The 18,198-nt window shown below is 59.3% G+C and carries 12 protein-coding genes and 4 pseudogenes; 7 read left to right on the forward strand and 9 right to left on the reverse strand.

Going from position 1 to position 18,198, the window contains the following annotated elements:
• Positions 1-142 precede the first annotated feature (142 nt).
• Positions 143-346: pseudogene (locus tag I6F33_RS36490) on the reverse strand (transposase); the annotation flags it as partial.
• 240 nt (positions 347-586) lie between these two features.
• On the opposite strand from I6F33_RS36490, the gene I6F33_RS36495 reads away from it, so the two are divergent.
• Positions 587-751 carry a hypothetical protein gene (locus I6F33_RS36495; protein WP_225143604.1) on the forward strand — a complete coding sequence of 55 codons (165 nt, stop codon included), beginning with the start codon at positions 587-589 and terminating at the stop codon, positions 749-751.
• On the opposite strand, the gene I6F33_RS36500 is transcribed toward I6F33_RS36495, so the two are convergent.
• On the reverse strand, positions 743-1,030 hold the full coding sequence (locus I6F33_RS36500) for a hypothetical protein (RefSeq protein ID WP_225143583.1): 288 nt from the start codon (positions 1,028-1,030) through the stop codon (positions 743-745). The genes I6F33_RS36495 and I6F33_RS36500 overlap by 9 nt on opposite strands.
• Here I6F33_RS36500 and I6F33_RS36505 point away from each other — a divergent pair.
• The 3 genes and pseudogenes from I6F33_RS36505 to I6F33_RS36515 form a co-directional block, all read left to right on the forward strand.
• Positions 1,030-1,206 (forward strand): annotated as a pseudogene (locus I6F33_RS36505) (dihydrodipicolinate synthase family protein); the annotation flags it as partial. The gene I6F33_RS36500 and the pseudogene I6F33_RS36505 overlap by 1 nt on opposite strands.
• A 45-nt stretch (positions 1,207-1,251) precedes the next feature.
• A pseudogene (locus I6F33_RS36510) lies at positions 1,252-2,495 on the forward strand (NAD(P)/FAD-dependent oxidoreductase).
• Positions 2,496-2,497: 2 nt separating this feature from the next.
• Positions 2,498-3,502, forward strand: a complete 1,005-nt coding sequence (locus I6F33_RS36515) for a 4-hydroxyproline epimerase (protein WP_225143581.1) — start codon at positions 2,498-2,500, stop codon at positions 3,500-3,502.
• Between the two features lie 205 nt (positions 3,503-3,707).
• Here I6F33_RS36515 and I6F33_RS36520 read toward each other — a convergent pair whose 3' ends face one another.
• Positions 3,708-3,881 carry a hypothetical protein gene (locus I6F33_RS36520; RefSeq protein ID WP_225143579.1) on the reverse strand — a complete coding sequence of 58 codons (174 nt, stop codon included), beginning with the start codon at positions 3,879-3,881 and terminating at the stop codon, positions 3,708-3,710.
• 29 nt (positions 3,882-3,910) lie between these two features.
• Here I6F33_RS36520 and I6F33_RS36525 point away from each other — a divergent pair, with 29 nt between their 5' ends.
• Positions 3,911-4,636 carry a haloacid dehalogenase type II gene (locus tag I6F33_RS36525; protein ID WP_225143577.1) on the forward strand — a complete coding sequence of 242 codons (726 nt, stop codon included), beginning with the start codon at positions 3,911-3,913 and terminating at the stop codon, positions 4,634-4,636.
• Positions 4,637-5,026: 390 nt separating this feature from the next.
• On the opposite strand, the gene I6F33_RS36530 is transcribed toward I6F33_RS36525, so the two are convergent.
• The 6 genes from I6F33_RS36530 to I6F33_RS36555 all read right to left on the reverse strand — a co-directional run bounded on the left by I6F33_RS36530 (position 5,027) and on the right by I6F33_RS36555 (position 15,444).
• Entirely contained in the window at positions 5,027-5,239 is a 213-nt protein-coding gene (locus I6F33_RS36530; protein ID WP_225143574.1) for an MbtH family NRPS accessory protein, read from the reverse strand.
• An 89-nt stretch (positions 5,240-5,328) separates the two neighbouring features.
• Positions 5,329-11,781 (reverse strand): non-ribosomal peptide synthetase, encoded by a 6,453-nt coding sequence (locus tag I6F33_RS36535; RefSeq protein WP_225145695.1) that lies wholly within the window; start codon positions 11,779-11,781, stop codon positions 5,329-5,331.
• Positions 11,782-11,887: 106 nt separating this feature from the next.
• Positions 11,888-13,654 carry an alpha/beta fold hydrolase gene (locus tag I6F33_RS36540; RefSeq protein ID WP_225143560.1) on the reverse strand — a complete coding sequence of 589 codons (1,767 nt, stop codon included), beginning with the start codon at positions 13,652-13,654 and terminating at the stop codon, positions 11,888-11,890.
• A gap of 221 nt (positions 13,655-13,875) precedes the next feature.
• Complete coding sequence (locus tag I6F33_RS36545) at positions 13,876-14,349, reverse strand: hypothetical protein (protein WP_225143558.1); 474 nt, start codon at positions 14,347-14,349, stop codon at positions 13,876-13,878.
• Between the two features lie 34 nt (positions 14,350-14,383).
• Entirely contained in the window at positions 14,384-14,809 is a 426-nt protein-coding gene (locus tag I6F33_RS36550; RefSeq protein WP_225143556.1) for a hypothetical protein, read from the reverse strand.
• 404 nt (positions 14,810-15,213) lie between these two features.
• Positions 15,214-15,444, reverse strand: a complete 231-nt coding sequence (locus I6F33_RS36555; protein WP_225143554.1) for an MbtH family NRPS accessory protein — start codon at positions 15,442-15,444, stop codon at positions 15,214-15,216.
• Positions 15,445-15,833: 389 nt separating this feature from the next.
• Between I6F33_RS36555 and I6F33_RS36560 the strand changes: the two are divergent.
• Positions 15,834-17,137 (forward strand): annotated as a pseudogene (locus tag I6F33_RS36560) (lysine N(6)-hydroxylase/L-ornithine N(5)-oxygenase family protein).
• Between the two features lie 10 nt (positions 17,138-17,147).
• Positions 17,148-18,185 carry an FAD-binding oxidoreductase gene (locus tag I6F33_RS36565; RefSeq protein ID WP_225145696.1) on the forward strand — a complete coding sequence of 346 codons (1,038 nt, stop codon included), beginning with the start codon at positions 17,148-17,150 and terminating at the stop codon, positions 18,183-18,185.
• Positions 18,186-18,198 lie beyond the last annotated feature (13 nt).

The raw sequence follows: 18,198 nt of genomic DNA on the forward strand, positions 1-18,198 counted from the left end.
CATGCCCGCCGTACGCCACGCCATCGTCGATCTCATTCTTCGGCCGCCATCGCAGCGAGGCCCGCACTGCAGAAGACGAATCCGTGAAAAACCACAGCACAAACCAAATCTGCCAAAGTAGTGCTAGAGTTTTTCGCCGTGATCACGTTGGCGGGCTGGATGCGCCGACGTGGTTTTGCAGTAAAATCGGCGGTCGATTGCCGATCGCGCCATGGGGCCGTTCTTCATTGTAGTATCTGCGCCAAGTCTCCACTTTTTGCTGGGCGTCCGCAAGAGACAGGAACCAGTGGACGTTGAGGCATTCGGCCCGGAAGCGGCCGTTGAAGGCCTCGATGAACGCGTTGTCCGGCATGATGTAGCCGGTGTCCCGTGTTTCCAGACTCGATCTAGCCCATTAGCGTAGACCGATCCGGGCCTCGGGGCACCGGGAGCACGCAAGTGCGGGCAGGCCGTCGCACTGACATGAACTGCGAGTTCGAGGTCGTTATCTGGCCGCCCCTGCGACTAGCCCGGATGCGCTGCGAGCGCGGATCCGTAATTGTCGTGTTGCCCGCAGCTCCCTTTCGCACTGACCATGGAGGGAGAGATGCGCATCATTGGCATGGACATCCATCGCGTGGCGGCCGAGGCCGTGGCGCTGCTCGAGGGACATCTAGCGAAGCTCGGCCGCATTCCCATGACTCGTGACAGCTTGGAGGCTTTCGCCTGGCCGACAACCGCTCAATGCCATAACTGTTTGAATTCAGGGTAATTCTTGGCGTTGGTTGCTGCCGATGCCAACAGAAATACCAACAAGCCAGGCGAGGTCTTCGCTGGCAAGAATAATTCCATTGCTTCTCCATTGTAGCCGGCCGTTCGAAGCAACAGCAAATCGGTGAACGGCGCGACCATGGTTGTTACTGCGCGGTTCCGCGATGTTACTCCTCGTCACCGCGTAAACCGTGGCTTCGGAGCGTGGGGTCCGAGGACAGAGTTCGATGAAGAGCATGGCGCGCAAGCTCAGCCGCATCCCAATGACGAACGCTTCCATACTTCAACCATCTGATGGTGCTGAAGGGTAGTCCCGGATACAAGCTTCACTTCAACGAGGCCGATGCGCTGACCGACAGCCAGCGCGGCTATGTCGAGGCTCAGCTGAAACTGTTCGATACCTGGTATGCTCAGTGGTCGAAAGAGCTCGGCGCCTCGCAAAAGCAAGCGGCCTGACGACAAATACGAAAAGCCGTTCAGCGGGAGCTGAGTGAGCAGACGATGTCCAGCACGGCAGTTCGCGACACGATCGTGATCGGCGCAGGCGCCGTCGGCCTGTCTGCTGCGCTGGCTCTACAGGCCGAGGGGCGCCGGGTCGTCGTGCTGGACCGGGAAGGTCCGGCTGTGGGGGCATCCGCCGGCAACGCGGACGACTTTGCCTTTACGGACATCTTGCCGCTCGCCTCGCCCGGCATTCTGCGCAAGGCGCCAAAATGGCTGCTCAACCCCCTTGGGCCGCTGTCGGTCCCGCCAGCCTATGCGCTGCGGATCGTGCCATGGATGCTCCGCTTCTGGCGCGCTTGCGCGCCGGATCGTGTGGCGCAATCGACGGCGGCGCAGAGATCGCTGATGGACTTGTCAAAAGCCGAACTCGAGCCCTTTCTGCAGCGGACCGGCACGTTCGCCATGCTGCGCAAGGAAGGCAATTTGCAGGTCTATGAGAGCGAGTCCGAATTCCGCGCATCGCTGCCCGGGTGGCAGGCGCGCGCCGATCACGGAATTGCATTCCAGCACATGACGGCAGCGGAGATGGCGGACATCCAGCCCGGCATTGCCCCGCGCTTTACCCGCGGCACGTTCACTTCGGGCTGGTACTCGATCTCCGATCCGAAGCTTTACACGTTAGCTCTTGCCGAGCGCTTCACTGCCGATGGCGGCATCATTGAACGCGCCGAGGTGTCTGCTCTGCACCCGCTCGATAACGGTGTCGAGGTGTTAGCCGGCGTCGCGCGCCGCGCCGATCACGTGATCGTGGCGGCAGGGGCCTTCTCGCATAAGATCGCCCACACCATGAGCGAACGCTCCCGCTTGAGACCGAGCGAGGATATAACACGACACTTCCGATCGATGCTTTCGACCTGCGCAGGCAGATTACATTCGGCGGGCACGGCTTCGTCGTCACGCGCCTCTCCACCGGCATCCGCGTTGGTGGCGCAGTCGAGCTTGGTGGCCTTTCGCTGCCACCGAACTTCGCGCGCTCCCGCGCCATGCTCACCAAGGCCAGCGCCTTCCTTCCGGGTTTGAAGACCGGCGGCGGCGTCGAATGGATGGGATTTCGTCCGTCCATGCCCGACAGCCTCCCGGTGATCGGTCGCTCTCGAGCGACACCGCGCATCATCTACGCTTTCGGTCCCGGCCATCTCGGCCTGACGCAGTCGGCCGGGCACCGCTCGGCTGTCGCCGACCTGGTCGCGGGGCGAATGCCCGCCATCGACCTTTCTCCTTTCTCGCTTCGGAGATTCTGACCATGGCCACCCATACCTTCTCCTGCATCGACGGGCATACCTGCGGCAACCCGGTTCGTCTGGTCTCCGGTGGGGGGCCGCGTCTGGACGGCGCGAGCATGCTTGAAAAGCGCGCCCACTTTCTGCGCGTCTATGACTGGATCCGCACCGGCCTGATGTTCGAACCGCGTGGTCACGACATGATGTCTGGCTCGATCCTCTATCCGCCGACGCGCCCCGATTGTGATCTTGCGGTGCTGTTCATCGAGACATCCGGCTGTCTGCCGATGTGCGGTGACGGCACTATCGGAACTGTCACGATGGGCATCGAGAATGGCCTCATCACACCGCGCGAACCCGGAAAGCTCTCGATCGACGCGCCGGCCGGCAAGGTCGATATCACCTACCGCCAGGAAGGCCGCTTTGTCGAGGAGGTGCGCCTCACCAACGTTCCGGGCTTTCTCTACGCTGAGGGATTGACGGCTGAGGTCGATGGTCTCGGCGAAGTCGTCGTCGACGTCGCCTATGGCGGCAATTTCTATGCCATCGTCGAGCCGCAAAGAAACTTCCGCGACATGGCCGATCATACGGCGGGGGAACTGGTGGGCTGGTCGCCGCGCCTACGCGCAGCGCTCAACCGGAAGTACGACTTCTTCGTCCACCCCGAGCATCCGGAGATCAAGGGCCTCAGCCATATTCAGTGGACGGGCAAGCCGACGAAGCCGGAGGCGCATGGGCGTAACGCCGTCTTCTACGGCGAAAAGGCCATCGACCGGTCGCCATGCGGTACCGGCAGCTCGGCGCGGATGGCGCAGCTCGCTGCCAAAGGCAAGCTGAAGGTCGGCGACGAGTTCGTGCATGAATCGATCATCGGCTCGCTATTCAAGGGACGAGTCGAGGCCGCCGTCAAGGTCGCCAACCGGGATTCGATCGTCCCCTCGATTGCCGGCTGGGCCCGCATGACCGGCATCAACACGATCTTCATCGACGATCGCGATCCCTATGCTCACGGCTTCGTCGTGAAGTGAAAGTGAAAGTTCGAGGCCACGATAGCCGCGCGTGGTTATTGTCATCCAGCGGGATCACGAGACGGCCAGGGAGCCGCTTGCTCGTTCCCTGATATGCGGGCGTGGCTTGCTCGTGAAGTTGGTCATCGGCGGAGGCCACACCTGAAACCTGATTGGTCAAGAGCGTAGACTCGGGCTTCAGTCTAGCCGCCCAGCACCCACGCAGCTACTCGATGCAGGCGCGCTGGATCGGCTTTTTGGAGATCGTCTTCGGGATTTCGTCGAGGATGTGGATGATGTCGGGGATAGCGGCAGATGGTGCCGTCCCGAAGCCGAAATCCGATCGGTTCTGCGGACCCGACCGCGTCGACGCGGCGACCCTGCCATCCGTGCCACCCATACTGGTACAAGCAAAGAGGAGACATCGACATGTTGCTCACCGATTTCGACGCGCTGACCTTCGACTGCTACGGCACCTTGATCGATTGGGAGAGCGGGATGGTCGAGGCTCTGAAGAGCCTTACGGATAGGGTGAAGCGTCCGCTCACACGCGACCAGATTCTGGAAGCGCATGCGCGCCATGAATCAAGCCAGCAGAAGTACACCCCGGCGAAGCGATATCGGGATCTGCTGCCGATCGTCTACAAGCGCCTCGCCGAGGAATGGGGCGTGCACGCGACACACGAAGATTGCGTCGAGTATGGCCAGTCCGTCGGAAATTGGCCGGCGTTCGAGGACTCCCCGGGCGCGCTCCAGTATCTGAAGAAGTATTTCAAGCTCGTCATCCTTTCCAATGTGGACAACGTGACGTTCCAGGCGAGCAACCGCAGGCTCCAGGCGGAGTTCGATGCGATCTACACCGCCGAGGACATCGGATCCTACAAGCCATCGCCCCGAAACTTCGACTACATGATCGAAAAGCTGGGCGAGATCGGCGTTAGGAAGGAGAAGATCCTGCACACGGCCGAGAGCATGTTCCACGACCATAAGCCGGCAAACGAGCACGGCTTGAAGTCGTGCTGGATCTATCGTCGTCACGCCCAGCAGGGCTTCGGGGCCACCATGAATCCTGACCAGATGCCGCACGTCGACTTCCGGTTCAACAGCATGCACGACCTGGCGAAGGCGCATCAGGAGCAATTGCGGGTAAAGTGATGGCCGAGCGAACGGGGATCACCAAGCCTCCTTTCGCGTTTCGAAGGGCATTGTGCTGCTAGACCCAGAGTCCGGCGGAAGATTGCGCGGCGGCATGCGAGGATGCCCATTTTTGGCCGGTTAAGCCCTGGGTTCCGACCGGTAACGAGGGCGCGGTTTCCCCGAACAGCTCGCGGGATGAGCCCGGTTGAGGCACCCACAAACTGCCTCGGGCGAAGTAGGTTTGGTTCGTGTGGAGAAAGGCGGTAGCGGTCTCCCGCGACCAGAAAATCAAGCGAATTTTCGCGTGCGTTCCTATCCGAACCGTAGGCAATTCCAGTGGAATTAGCTGGCAACGACGTTGATGGCTTGCGTGGGCGACCGACGGACGGCGACCAGGGCTCGCAGAAATCATCGCTCTGGCGAGCGTTCGCCGCGGAGGCTTGCGGGCCGCATATCGCCCCAAACTTGCTCAACGTAGGTCAGACATTCCTCCTTGCTGCCCGTTTTCGGGGCGAGCTGCCAGCCGGACGGCACTTCGCGCCCGAGCGGCCAGATTGAATACTGTTCCTCGCCGTTGACGACGACCTGGAATTGGCCGTCCTGGTTCTCTTGCCTGTTCACCGGATTCTCCTCGTTCAATTGCCTGGTTTGGATACAGGAGTGTTAGAAGCAAATCTTGCAGGCGGGCCCGGTTCGCGGGACGGCGATCTTCAAGTGAGGCTGTGGGCGGCCTCCTCTGGCATTTGCTCAAGCTCCGCGAGCAGGCGATCGATTTGATCGTCCCCCCGTTTCTCCAGCATGGATTCGACGGTCGCCAGTGCCAGCGCTTGGACCGTGGGATTATCGAACATAAGGCGGACGGGCAGTTCGGCCCCAAACTCATCCCTGATCCGAGAAATGACGCGAGTGGCCAACAATGAATGCCCCCCGAGCTCAAAGAAATTATCTTTAATGCCAACGCTCGGCACCTGAAGGATCTCACTCCACATGCGCGCCAGCGCAATTTCCACGGGCGTCCTCGGGACTGCGCCGGTGACGGAATGGGACGCTTCCCCTTGCGGGTCGGGCAGGTTGCTTCGGCTAAGCTTGCCACTCGGCGTAAGCGGCAGTGATCCCACAACGACATAGGTCGCCGGAATCATTTGTTCGGGCAATATGGCTCGAAGATGCGCCCGGAGGTCCTCGGTTGACGCGGGCGATTCCGGATCGGCCTGAATGTAGCCGAACAGACGAAGCTCCCCGCGACTTTCGCGCGCAACCACAACGGCTTCGCGGACCGACGGGTGCGTCCGTAGAGCAACTTCAATCTCGCCGAGTTCAACGCGAAAACCACGAATCTTGACCTGTTGGTCCGCCCGTCCGAGGTACTCAAGCTCTCCGTTCGACAAAAATCGCGCGCGGTCGCCTGTCCGATACAATCGTCCCCCTCTCGTGCTTTGCCCATCCGGGACGAAGCGCTCGGCCGTCAGGGCGCGCCGTTCCAGATAGCCGTGCGCCAGTGCAGAACCGCCAATGCAAAGCTCGCCCGGAATACCGATCGGGCAAAGCTGTCCATGCGAGTCAAGGATCTGGATCACCACATTGGGGATCACCCGGCCAATCGACGGGCGCGCCGGCCAGTCGCTTGCCGCCCCGGCCAGCCTGAGTTCGGTAACGACATGAGACTCGGTAGGTCCGTACTGATTATACAGATCCGCGCCGAGCCGAGTCATCATTGCAGCTATCTGCGGTGTGATCTGCAGTTGTTCGCCGGCCGTTATAATCTCTGTCAACGAATGCGGAAGATCGGCGGCATGTCGAGCGTGCTCTGCCAGTTGCTGGAGCGCGACGTAAGGAAGGAAGAGCCGACGCACATTTTCCTGATACAGCAATTTCCATAGAGCGGGCGGGTCCCTGCGCTGCTCCTCTGTTATGAGTACGAGCGTTCCGCCGGCGTCCAACGTCGAGAATATTTCCTGAAACGAGACGTCGAAACTCAAGGAGGCGAATTGTAAGGTTGGCGCTGCCGTCGGCAGCGCGGATCGGGCGATTTGCCAGCGGATCAGCGATGCGAGTGGACCATGCGGCATTGCTACGCCTTTCGGCTTGCCCGTCGACCCGGATGTATAGATGACATAAGCGAGACTGCCGGCAGAAACGGGCACGGCTGGATTGTCGTGAGGGAACATAGCGGGTTCAGGGTCATCGATGGCTAGGAGCGCGCCAGTCGCTCCCGACAATTCACTGCGTCGCGCACTCTGCGTCAGCACCAGTGCGACGCGCGCGTCTGCCGCCATAAAGGCGATGCGCTCTTTCGGATAGGAAGGGTCGATCGGAACGTAAGCCGCCCCAGCCTTTAGCGTTGCGATAAGGGCGACGATCATATCCACACCACGATCGACGCAAATAGCGACGCGAGAGCCCGGTCCGACGCCAAGCCCAATCAGGCGGTGCGCCAGAGCATTGGCGCGACAGTTGAGTTCCTTGTAGGTGGTTTTTTCCTTCCCTGCGACAAGCGCAACTGTATCCGGCAAGAGCTCAGCCTGCCTCTCGAACAGCACATGGCACATTTCCGGTTGAATCGGGTCCTCGGTGTCGTTCCAGTCCGCCAGAGCTGTTGTCTCGGTCGGCAGAAGCATTGGCAGCGACCATATCGGACGGTCCGGCTCGTCCATCGCCGCGGCGAGCAAGGCACCATAATGTCCCGCAATGCGCACAACCGACGACAGGTCGAATAGATCGGAATTGTATTCGATTCCGGCACAAAGGTCGCTCGCCGTTTCCGACAGGAACATGGTCAGGTCGAATTTGGCCACACCGGCGCTCAGTGTCGACGTATCCTCATCGAGCACGCCGCCGGTTTCCATGGGGCGGCCGGTGTTCTGCAAGGCAATCATGACCTGGAAGAGCGGATTGTAAGAGAGGTTTCTCTCCGGTTGGATCTCCTCGACCAGCTTCTCGAAAGGAATACCCTGGTGCGCGAAGGCTTCCATCGTCACATCGCGCACCTCGGAAACGAGCGCGCGGAAAGTGGAATTTGCCGAAAATTGGGTGCGGAGCACGAGTGTATTGGCCATAAAACCAATCAACCCTTCGAGTTCGGGGCGTACCCGGTTGGCAATCGGAGACCCCACCACCAAGTCTTCGCGGCCAGTATAGCGATAGAGAAGAACATAAAACGCTGACAGCAATGTCGAAAAAAGGGTTACTTGCTCCTGCTCGGAGAAGTTCTTGACGCTCTTCAGGAGCGATGGGGGTATGGTGAACGGGTACAAGCCTCCGGTGAAGGTTTGCATCGCCGGCCGTGGTCTGTCCGCCGGCAAGTCGAGCAGCGGAGGTACACCTTCGAGTTTGTTTTTCCAGTAGTTGACATCGCGCTGCAGCACCGGGCCGGACAAGTATCGACGCTGCCAGCAGGCGAAGTCCGCATACTGGATCGGAAGGTCGGGCAACGATGGAGACCTCCGGCTAAGCCGGGCTTCGTAAAATGCGACAAGCTCTCGGGATATGATGTCCATCGACCAACCATCCGCGGCTATGTGGTGGATGGTTAGAAGGAATCGATTGTCATTATTGTGCAGACGTATGAGTTCAGCCCGCAAGACCGGTCCGTGCTTGAGGTCGAACGGCATCCGCATCTGCTGCGTAGTCAGACGTTGTGACTCGAGTTTTCTGGTCTCCTCGGGCATGTTGCGAAGATCATGAACGGGCATCTTGATTTTGAGAGACGGAGCGATCACTTGCACTGGCTCGTCCGCGACCGTGTCAAAAGTTGTGCGCAGCGTTTCGTGGCGCACAATGAGGTCATTGAGGGCGCCTTCGAGCACTGCCACGTCGACCGCTGCGAAGCGCACCGGCATCGCGATGTTGTAAACGGCGCTCCCCGGATCGAACTGATCCAAGAACCATAGGCGCTGCTGCGCAAATGATAGCGGGATCGGCCGATCCCTAGGAACTCGAGCGATCGTGGAGACTTGGGGCCGAGGATCTGAGCCAACGAGCGGCTTGATAATTGCCGCCAGTTGCTCGATCGTCGGCGCTTCGAATAAGCGCTGGAGTGGTACTTCGATCTGCAAAGTATCGCTAATCCGCGCGATGATCTGTGTGGCGATCAAAGAATGGCCGCCAAGCCGAAAGAAATTGTCGCGGATTCCGACCACGTCCGTGTGGAGGACGCCCATCCAGATCTGCGTCAGGTGAATTTCCAAATTGTCGCGCGGCGCGAGATATTCTTCGACGCCGGATATTGGGGCGTCGAGGCGCGCGACGATTTCTGCCAACGCACGCCGGTCGATGCCGCCTTTGCCGTTATAGGGAATCTTTCGCTTAAGTTCGAACGTCGAGGGTATCAGCCGCGCCGGTATCCGCGCAGCCAAGAAGCTCTGTAGCTCCGATACGGGAACATCCCGAGACAGCTTTAGAAATGCGACCAACCCCCGGTCATGCAACCCCTGGCGGGTTCTTGCCGCAACGGCCGCTGCCTCCACTGCCGGATGGTCGCAAAGAGCAGCCTCGATCTCGACAAAGCTGATCTTCGAATTTCCCGTTAGCAGAGCATCGTCCATATGCCCATGCAGGACAAACTGCCCGTCCTCGAGCCGAGCGAAGTCACTCGTCCGATAGCCTGGCTCGGGGTGGGGCAAATCGGGATTTTGTACATAGATGTCTCCAGGCACTCGCCCCGGCACGGGCTCGAGGTCGCGTCCTAGAAGGTCGATTCGGACGCCGGCAGCTGGAATTCCAAGTGGAATGACCGCGGCATGCGGCTTGAGCAGCGCCAGTGGTTGTATCAAATAAAAGCCACCCGCGGCCGGATCGCCCGACACCATATGAATCCGTCCGATTAGCTCAGGCGTGAGCGCTTCCTGAAGTTGGCCCCAATCCAACCCGCGCTCGGCAGAAAGCACCAGCCGAACGCTCCGCAAGGACCGCGGAAATTCCCGGGCTAACCGCTCCAAATCCGCCAGAGCGAGAGACATGACGGTAACGGAGGCCTCATGCAGCAGTGTTGCAAAGCGCCGCGAGCGAAACGACAATTCGGGCGGCACAAATACGATTGCCGCCCCGGCGGCCAGCGCACCGAAGATTTCGTACCGCGCGCAGTCGGAGCCGATATTGGAAAGATGCGCAACGCGATCCTCCGGCGAAAGGCAAAGGAAACGGTCACATCCGGCGCGGCTAAGCATCCGATGGCTGAGGCGCACAGTGGTCATTTTGGCTGTGCCGTCAACCTGGACAAGCATCACGGCGGGCGAGTCGGGCGTTACGCAGGTTGTGAGTTCATCGTCCGGTTGGGTCGCCGAATCTGCCCAAACTTCGTCAAGCCGGACCGTCTCTACTCCGAATTGTCGGAAGCACGGCTCGGTAGCTTCGTCTACGACCACCAATGCCGGCCGAAGCGCCGTCAGGATGCGCTCTGCCCGATTGGAGTTCAGCGGGATTCCGCCTGATGCCAAGATGTCGGCAGGATCGATCGGAGCCCAGACCAGACCCGCCTTCAAGATCCCCAAGATGACCGCGAGCCCTCCCGATCCGGGCCTAGAAGCGATCGCGACGGTGCTGCCGGCGCTCAGTTTCCGGAGGAAAGATGTACGCGCGATCCGGTTCGCCCGTTGGTTCAGCTCGAAATAGGTGCACGTACCACTGGGATCGATGGTGGCAAGGGCTGTCGGTGAGCGTGCCGCATGGGCGGCGATGCGCGCTCCCAGGACTTCCGTCGGCACCGCCGCTGTTTCCGGGGCGTTGGCCGAATCCGCGGTCTTGATGACCTCGTCGGGCATCCATACGGAGAGGCGCGACAGCGTTTCGTGAGGATTCTCCACAATTCTGTGCAGCAACGCTATATAGCGCCCGATCATGATCTCGGCGGTCGATTCGTCGAAAAGGTCGGTGTTAAATTCAAGAGCTCCTCGTGCACCGGCTCCGGTATCAAGCACCGACATCGTCAAATCGAACTTGGCAGTACCGTTGCCGACCGAGCCAGCCTGAATCTGGGATCCCAACGGCTGGATAGGAGCCGCGCTGCGGTCTAGCGTTCCGATGTTTTGGACCCCGAACAGAATCTGGAAAAATGGATTGCGGCTCAAGTCTCGGTCGAGCTGAAGTTCGTCTACCAACTTCTCGAACGGCATGTCCTGATTGCCATAGGCTTCCAGCGCCACGTCACGCTCGCGCACAAGCAACTCGACAAAGGTTGGATCGCCCGAGAGATCGGTCCGCAACACCAACGTGTTGACAAAGAAGCCGATCAATCCTTCAAGCTCCGAACGGGTCCGGTTGGCGATAGGCGATCCGACGGCGATGTCGGTTTCACCACTCAAACGGTGGAGCAACACCTTGAGCGCGGCGAGCAGAGTCATGAACAGCGAGGCGCGGCTGGCGTTGCCGAGCGTCTTGAGTGCTTCGCACAGTTTCTGGTCCAGCGTGAAGACGCGGACCGACCCGTTACTGGTCTGCACGGGCGGTCTGCGACGATCGGTGGGAAGATTGAGCACAGGCCGCAGGCCGCTGAGCTGCTTGCGCCAGTAACCGAGCTGCTTTTGCAGAAGCTCGCCGCGGAACCACTCTGCCTGCCATACCGCGAAGTCCGGGTATTGAACCGTTAGTTCCGGCAATGGAGAGGGGCTCCTGCGCAAAAATGCCATATATATCGTCGTCAATTCCCGATTGAGCACCGACATCGACCAACCATCGGAGACGATGTGATGCATCACCAGCATCAGAAAGCTCTGGTTGGAATTAAGGTGCACCAGCGAAGCATATAGCAATGGGCCTGTTCTAAGATCGAACGGCCGTCGGCTTTCCGCATAGACGAAGCGGCTCACATCCTCCTCCCGGGCCACCCCGGAACGCGAACGCAGATCCACGATGGCGAGCTTGAGCTTCAAGGAAGCCTTGACGACCTGTGCGGGTTGTCCGTCGACCACCTCGAATGTCGTCCTCAAGGCTTCGTGCCGTCGCACGATTTCATTTATGGTTCGTTCGAGAACCGTTACGTCAACCCGACCATACAGCGGGACCGACGTCGCAATGTTGTACGCGGGATTGCCCGGTTGCAATCGGTCGAGAATCCACAACCGGGATTGCGCAAAGGACAAAGGACGAGCACGCCGCTCGCCATCCTTGACGAACTGGGACGCGGAGCCGTGCGATTGATCTGGTGCCTGAGAGATCGTGGACAACATTGCACCTCCACTTTTGCGGGAAATCCCGACGTCTGAACCTAGCCCGTGCCGCTGTCATTTGGGGACATCGCCGCCCGGCGAGGCACCCGATCTTTGTCTTCCCGGCTCACTCACCGGCCCGGAGCAACCCGGCCGTGTCAGCTGAGTTGCTCACATATGTCGGATCGAGCGAAAGCATCTGTCCATCGCTACGTTCGGGCACTCCATCACCGGAGGCAAACCATTCAATCATGCGTGCCACGACGTCAGCTCGATCATAGAGAAAGTAATGCGTCGCTCCCGGAGCCTGCAGCAGACGAGCCCGGGGAAATAACCCGCGCGCCCATTCCGAAGCTTTGGGCGCTGCGATACGGTCGTACTCCGACGCGAAAAGCAAGATCGGAACGTCGATTTGGCCCGCGACCTGGCTAACATCGTAGTGCCAAAAGTCGATCATCTGATGCGCAAATCTGATCGTTGTGTTCGCGTCGCGAAACGGCCGTAGAACCGGCATTCTCAGGTCACGGTTCATGGCGCGGAGAACGGCCTCCGACTCCTCGGTTTCTGTCTCTATCATCAGGTCTGGGCCGGCCTCACTCGCACGTGACGTGAGAGAAGCCGCTATCGACGAGGCCGTCGACGGACTTTGCTCAAGCTCGTTGAAAAGGGCCTGAAAATCAGTTTCATACGGCGTATCAAAATCGAGCGAGCTCTCGAGACACTTCACCTGCATATTCAGGAAAGTCATGGAGAGCAACCGATCAGGGTGACGTAGAGCGAATTCTGCCGCGATTTTAGGGCCAGTGCACCATCCGACCAAATGGACGCGAGTCACCGACTCCCGCTCGATGATCGACGCTAGATCGGCAACATGATCGAGAAGCGAGAGCTGAGATTCTGACTCATCGAGCCCGCGCGGATCCCAACTCAGTACCCGAAACCGCGGGCGCAGATGAGCTATCAGCCGAGACCATGGCTTCGGTCCCTGGCCCAGGGCATTGAGCAGCACAACCGCCTCGCCATCGCTGCTGGTAGAACTATAAGAAAGCTTTCGGCCGCCACGATGCGTCGTTCGGATGTCCGGCAGCTTCGATGCGTGAGAAACGAATGCGCTATGTTCGGACAACTGCGCCTGATGCGCCAATTCCACTAAATCATCGAACTCGGCCGGATCCAGGCCAGGTTGAACAGACCTCATACCTGCGGCGTTGTAGGCATGTTCGATCACTTCGCAGTCTGGCTGACCCAGGTGTTCGGCGAAATTCATCAACCGTCGATCGAACAGCGCGTCGATGGCAGTTAGCCGCTGAGAGAACAGTGCCTTGCCGTCCAATGGCAGTAGGCTTACGCCGTAAATGTTACCTACCCGCTCGAGAAAATCCTCCGCCGACAGGCTCTCCGCCCCCGCGACGACGTAGTTACCGCCCTCGGTCCGATCAACAATCGCCATTATGATTGCTGCTGCTTGCTCAGTTCTCAGTACATTGACCCGGGCCGTCGGCGCGATCAGGCACCGGAGCCCTCGGTATTCGAATAGATCATCAGCCCGTTCATCGACTTCCGTCTTGAGGTCGAATAGGGTGGACAGGAAATGAAGGATCCCTTCTTGTGCGATGTCGTCGGGAGGGGCGATATCAAGCGTGAGCGTCGTTCGGAACGTCCTCGTCACGGGGAAATCGAACGTCGCCGGATTGCTATAGACGACCGACCCGCCTCGCGGCAGAATCCAGCGCCAACGCTGGCCACCGCAATAAGGTGTCATAACCACATTCAGCGCACCGATGGGGGCAAGCTGAAAGGTTTCGCGCAATGATCCGGAAACGGATTCACCACTCGACGCGAAGTGCCATACTTCCGCGCCGGCAGCGTTTTCCAATGAGGCGAGGTGCTCCATCTGTCCCACCTCAGCCCTTGGGTCTCGGCGGAGCGAAATTTGCCGCACCAAGGACTCGAAGCGCGCGTACGCCCCCGATGGTGCGATGACGCCTAGTCGCTGGGAACGCGACAACCGCTCGGCGGCGATGAAGGCCGCCAAGAGGCCAAGCGTCCCAGTGAAAACAGCACTCTCTTGCGACATGCCGAGGTACCCACAACGTCATCCGCCCTGGCGGTGCATCAAGCGGCTGCTCTAGGTGCCCCGCCCGGGGGTGTGAAGGGATCGCTGGCAGCAGGCGCACTAGAAGAAGTCGGCCCCACCAAGCTCATCGCCGTCGCTGAAACGGAAAGCAGGCTTTGGCCCAGATTTCTCACATCCGTAAAACCCAGGTCGTTGATGTCGCTCTCGGCGATCAGTTGTTTCAATGCGGCCTTGTACCTGTCATACGCCTCGGCGTATTGCTGCGGCAGGGTCGGATTGCTGTAAAGCGATTGTACCTTCTGTTGATATTCCTCTTGCGCGGCGCGGAACTGCTCTGGCTGTTGGCTCTGATAGGCCTTTTCGACCCCGCGTTCGAATTCGGTCTGGATGCTGCGACACCGGCTTTGTGAGTCCGCCCAGGCATCAGCCACATCCCGGAAATATCTTTCGTGGATCAACTGCAGCTGCCTGTACAGTGGCTCGTTTGATTGGTCTTGGTTTGTCTGCGTCATAGAAGCCTCCCTACGTTCGGTTGGATTGGGTCAATTACGGTAGCGCCACGCGCTGTCTCCTAGTTGTGCCTAAAACACCGGTGGACCCATGTCGGTCCTTAGCGTCGATCCAAAAAAGGATCTCGAGTCCTTGGAATCGTTTGCTATCTTTTGGCTTTCCGATGCACGCCATGATCCGTTCCACCGATAAGATCGCGATGGTGGCGTGCTGGTGGTGGCAAGCTTGTTCGGAATGTTCTGTTCTTGCCGACGCTCTCTGCTGAAAGCGGATATCAACTGTCGGCAGGTCGATGTCGAGATCGTCGAAATCCTCAAAGGGCGTGGCGCTAGCAAATCCGTCATCCCGCCCGAGCACCAAATCGCCGGACGGATGATATCGGTTGGCTCGGCCGCTGCCGAAGCCTCGCCAAGGATGGGCGATGATCGAACCAAAGCGCGCTTGCCTTTCTGCTCTGAGCATCGACCCGGCCAGAACACTAAAAACAATATGCTCCCGGAGAGGCTCTCTCCTTGATCTCCCGCGCACTTCGGGTTGTTACCAGCGTGTCAAAGATGCGCGGTCTTCCGGGTGTTCAGCGATCTCCGAGCGAGTCCAAACATTGTTCCTCGCCGGGATAACAATCTCGCCGTTCACCCAGAGATTGTATTACCACATTCTACGCGCTACCGTGAATGAAATTTGCGCATCCCATTCGAAAGGTCGGAAGCCAGGCGTCGTCTTGGTTTCGCCTTCGCCCATGAGACCGCGCGCGATCCCCGCTTTCTTGCGGCGATGATTGCTTCAAAACTACAAAAATAAGGACCCGATCAATCGGTTATTGATTGGTCACAGACTACGCCATAAGGCCTGCACGAAGATTTCTCTCAGTGCTTCTTATCAGCCGAAGCTTCCTGATCCGTCAGCTGCGCCATGTGCTGCCTGAGGCTCAGCGGGCGCATGTCAGTCCAGACTTGCTCGACATAGGCAAGGCACTCCTCCTTCGAGCCAACCTTACCCGCATCCCGCCAGCCAAGCGGATTGTCCCGGTCAACCGGCCAAATCGAATACTGCTCTCCATGATTGATTACGACTTTCATTTGCCTGTCATCAAACATGTCAGCTCTCCCGTAAAACGTTCAGCGCCAAATTACGATTCCGATCATCGGATACTTTCATAACAACTGAAAGTAGGATATTGTTAGACGAAGAAACTAAGAGTAGTATCAAGTTCGTGGAAATCTTAGACGCCGATTTTTGAATTTGTGCGGTGTTGCGGGCACGTCGGTAGATTGCCCCGTTGAGGCTTGCGTACCTAGCGAAATACATCGAGGGAGGAAGACATTGGAATTTCCCATTGATATTGCGAGGGCGTCGACAGCCATTGATATCGACGGCAACCACGAAGTGTTCGGATCACCGGCCGCGGTTGCATCCGACCGGTGCGCGCTATTCGTCAAACCACAAGTTCATAACGGGATTTGGCTCTTATCATCGAGAGAGTGCCATGATCTATCAGTGTGTCGGGATCGGCGTCGGACCGTCGAACTTAAGTCTTGCCTCGCTTCTCTATCCGTATAAGGGCGTGCTCAGCGCCTTCTTCGATCGAAAGCCGGAATTCGCGTGGCATGACGGGATGTATTTCCCTGGTGCGACGCTGCAAGTCTCGCTGTTCAAGGATTTGGTAACGCTCTCAGACCCGACAAATCCTTTCTCGTTTATTTCTTACCTGCATGCTGAGGGTAAGATTCATCACTTTCTCAACGCTCGATTCGAATCGGTGCCGCGGCGTGAGTTCCGGAACTATCTGAAATGGGCGAGCGATTCGAACGAGAACGTCCATTTCGGTGAAGAGGTCACGCAGATCCGATTCGACGGGCACTTTGTCGTAGAAACGGAGAGGCGCTGTATCCGAGCCGAGAACATTGCCGTCGGCGTCGGCACAGAGGCCCATATTCCCAGCTTCGCCCGGTGCCATATCGGCCCAACGCAATTCCATGTCAGCGAATATGGCGCCAAGGCTAAGTCGCTCAAGGCTAAGCGCGTCGCTATCGTCGGAGGTGGTCAGTCCGGCGCCGAAGCGTTTCTCGACGTCATCACCAGCGAGCGCGACCTGCTGCCGAAGCAGGTAATCTGGATATCGCGCCGCGAGAATTTCCTGCCATTGGACGATTCTCCTTTCGTCAACGACTATTTCATGCCGAGCTTTTCCGAGTACTTTTTCGGTCAGGATGCCGCGATTTCAAGAGAGCGTTCCTCGAACGGAATGTTCTGGCGAGCGATGGCATCTCGGAAAAGACACTCCGGGAAATCTATCAGCGGCTTTACGTGCTCCGCTTTATCGAGGATTGCGACAATGTGTCCGTGCTGATGCCGGGCCGAACGGTCGAGCAGGTATGGCACGACGGGCGGCAATGGGGGCTGGCCGTGACCCACGATGCGACCAAATCGGAAGAGGAGCCTGTCTACGCCGACACCGTCATATGGGCGACCGGCTTCCGCGGCGCCCGCATGCCATTTCTCGATCCGCTCGTGTCGCGCCTTGAATACGAAGACGTTGAGGTTCGCATCGACGCCAATTTTGCGGCGGTCTGGGACGGTCCGACCAATCGACGCATCTTCATGCTGAACGCCGCGCGGCGGCAACGCGGGTTGGCTGAGCCCAATCTCAGCCTGATCGCTTGGCGCAGCCAATGCGTGATTGAGGCGGTGCTGAGCGGGGCAGGCTGCACGCGCGCAGCCCAGAAGCGGTCCTTTATGACCTGGCAGCCGATCAATGCTTGGTCCGAGCGCCAGCACCGTGCGGTGTGAGGGGGCGGCCATGCGCGAACGGGTCGTCGTTGCGGGCGCGGGGATTATCGGTTCCGTCATCGTTCGACAGATCTTGGCCGAGCGACCTGGCGCGGAGATCATCGCGATCGACCGGGACTTGGTCGGCTCAGGCGCATCACGGCGTTCTGCTGGGCTGCATTTTCCGGTTGGCCGGACGGAGCGCGTACGCGCCATGACCGAAATGAGCGAGCGCTACTATCAAGCGCTCGCAGCCCGCGATCCCAGCCTGCCGATCTATCCAGTAGCAATGCATGCGGTTGCCTTCGGCACAGCTGCGGAGGCGGCATGGCGCAATTTCATCAAGGCGGGGCCGATCGAAACATCGCCAGCCTGTCGACGGGCGGCGATGGGCCAACCGGTCGGCGCTTCTGTCTGGTCGGTCCCAGGTTGCCACTACACCGATGTCGCGACCCTGGCAGGTCGCCTTGTCCGTGATTTCCGGTCCATGATCTCGCTGCTTGAGGGCGTCGCCGTCGCAAGTATCCAGGAGGAGACAGGCGCCGCCGTACTGGTGCTCTCGACCGGCGAGACGTTGAGGGCGGACCGATTGATCCTGGCGCCGGGCCCGCGGGTGAATGCACCGGCATGGCGTGCGCTGGTCGCGCCGCTCGGCATCCGGATCAAGAAAATCATCGCCCTCCATCTGGATGCTCCGGCGGACAAGGCAGACGCTGCAGTCGTGTTCCCGGAGGAGGATGCTTTCCTGCTGCCGCTGCAGTATCGTGGCCATTGGCTTTTTAGTTATACGTGCCTCGATTGGGATGTCGATCCGGACGCGCCGCAGCCTGGTGTGAATCGACAGAATCTCGATGAGGCGCAGAAGGTGCTTCGACGTTACGCACCGGAGCTGGTCGAGAAATTGCGGTCCGGCCGTGTGTTCTGCGACGCGTATAGCCCGAGTCGGGAACCAATTGTCGCCACGGTCGGCGCAAGCGGCCGGATCATTTTCGCCGGCGCTGCAAACGGATCCGGCTACCGTCTCGCACCGGCCATCGCTGCCGAGACGTTGCGGCTGCTCGACAACTGATCACTTGGCCCAA

It is taken from the genome of Bradyrhizobium sp. BRP20, assembly GCF_020194215.1.
Classification (GTDB): Bacteria; Pseudomonadota; Alphaproteobacteria; order Rhizobiales; family Xanthobacteraceae; genus Bradyrhizobium; species Bradyrhizobium yuanmingense.